This window comes from Caldisalinibacter kiritimatiensis (assembly GCF_000387765.1).
Taxonomy (GTDB): Bacteria; Bacillota; Clostridia; order Tissierellales; family Caldisalinibacteraceae; genus Caldisalinibacter; species Caldisalinibacter kiritimatiensis.
The window spans coordinates 1-1,741 of the sequence record NZ_ARZA01000041.1 but is presented as its reverse complement, the minus strand read 5'-3'; the positions used below and the strand labels follow the sequence as shown (position 1 = coordinate 1,741).

General features: G+C 25.9%; 3 protein-coding genes. 1 reads left to right on the top strand and 2 read right to left on the bottom strand.

The window, feature by feature from the left end; genetic code table 11:
• The first annotated feature begins 124 nt into the window (after window positions 1–124).
• Complete coding sequence (locus L21TH_RS01385; protein WP_006307185.1) at window positions 125–307, top strand: hypothetical protein; 183 nt, start codon at window positions 125–127, stop codon at window positions 305–307.
• Here L21TH_RS01385 and L21TH_RS01380 read toward each other — a convergent pair.
• Both L21TH_RS01380 and L21TH_RS01375 read right to left on the bottom strand, forming a co-directional pair.
• Window positions 296–886: a hypothetical protein gene (locus L21TH_RS01380; RefSeq protein WP_006307184.1), complete on the bottom strand. Its 591-nt coding sequence runs from the start codon at window positions 884–886 to the stop codon at window positions 296–298. The two genes, L21TH_RS01385 and L21TH_RS01380, sit on opposite strands and share 12 nt — an antisense overlap.
• A gap of 240 nt (window positions 887–1,126) precedes the next feature.
• Window positions 1,127–1,675 carry a peptidoglycan recognition protein family protein gene (locus L21TH_RS01375; protein ID WP_006307182.1) on the bottom strand — a complete coding sequence of 183 codons (549 nt, stop codon included), beginning with the start codon at window positions 1,673–1,675 and terminating at the stop codon, window positions 1,127–1,129.
• Between the last annotated feature and the right edge of the window lie 66 nt (window positions 1,676–1,741).

Here is a 1,741-nt window from a genome sequence, read left to right as displayed (position 1 = left end):
TATCACTCATAATAAAATATGGTAATTATACAATATATAAGATATAATAATAGATAAAGGTATAAAATTCCATTTATGGCATATGGAACATTGAGTTATAGAAACTATAGGTTGAGGAGGGATAATGATTAAAAAGGTTAGTTTAACTATTATAAGTGTAATATTGTTGTTTACAATTATTACAACAGTAAAAGGATTAGGTACCTTTGAAAAACTTGTATTAAAAGAATATAAAAATTATAACAAAGTAGATTTATTTACTGAAATAGAAATGCATAAAATATATATTGTTTATCTAATTACCTAAATATTTATCTAGTAAATTATTTATTTCTTCTATACTGTTTAAATTAACCTTTGAATCTAAAGTTTCTATTTTAACTAATTCTTCATTAATATACCCATTACTTACACTTTTTACTATGCCTATTCCCTTGGCATAATATTTCTTTCTTTCCATATCATTTTTTCTTATAGTAACTTCCAATGTACTATAATATCCAGATGGGGTATTTACACCTACCTTAACACCTGTAATTTTATATTCTGTTTCATCTTCATTTTTCCACTTAGTGCCTACCTTAATAGGAGTTTGTAATATTATATCATTTTTATTTGGTTCTTTGTTAAGATAATTTTTATTAAATGAATCAACTTCACTTGTATATATTAATTTAATACAATCGTTAGTTATTTTATAAATTCTCACTAAACCTGTGCCATAATCAATTTGGTTTATTTGATACATACTTTCATCGATTTCATTTACTATATATATTGTTCCATTCCCTTCAAATCCACTATTAAATACCTTTACTAAATTTTTTTTAGGTACATACTCTCTTATATTAATTGTAGTATTGTTAGTATTTATCATTTCATTCAAACATGATGACAGTAATATAGATAAAACTAATAATATTATAATATATCTTAGCTTGGAATTTAGAAGCATATTTAAAATACATTCCCTCCTTAAATTAACAAGTATATATTAATTATACATTAAATGCAAAATTATAGCAACTAGAATTGTTATAATAACACTTTAAATATGTTAAAGAACTATTTGTAAACAACTCTATAGAATAATATATAAATATGAAAGGCACACTTATGTGTGCCTTTATACAATATCAAACCTATTTTTAATTTTATCTTTTATAGTAGATAATCTATTATAAATATTATCCCCTGGACAAGACTTGCTTGCTACATCTCTATGTCCTATTATGTGAGTATTATAATCAATTGTATATTTATAACATAACCATGCTAATAAATCTACTAGTTTGTCTTCTTGTTTTACTGTAAAATCTCTAATGTCATAATTCCCCAATACAACTACTCCGATACTTTTTGAATTATAACCGTATGCATGAGCTCCAGCTACATTTACGTTTCTTCCTTCCATAAGTAATCCATTTACACCTACAGCATAATTATATCCAATGTCGCACCATCCATTATCATTCATGTGTATTTCTTGAATTCTTTTCATGAATCCTTCTTCATCATCACCAAAATAATTAGCTAATGCATCATTTTCATCTCCTGTATGATGAATTATAATATATTCTGGATTGTTTGAGCCTGAACATCCGTCAGCAGGTAAAGCACCCCATCCGCTTCTTGATAAGATATAAGGTTTAGGTTGAGCATAAACATCACCCATAAATATCCTCTCCTTTTTAATTATATTTAGTAAGACTCTCCCTGTTGGCCAACTTGTTTCGTCTTA

Coding starts and splice junctions, on each gene's coding strand:
- L21TH_RS01385 (WP_006307185.1), top strand. CDS start 125: ATGATTAAAAAGGTTAGTTTAACTATTATAAGTGTAATATTGTTGTTT.
- L21TH_RS01375 (WP_006307182.1), bottom strand. CDS start 1,675: ATGGGTGATGTTTATGCTCAACCTAAACCTTATATCTTATCAAGAAGC.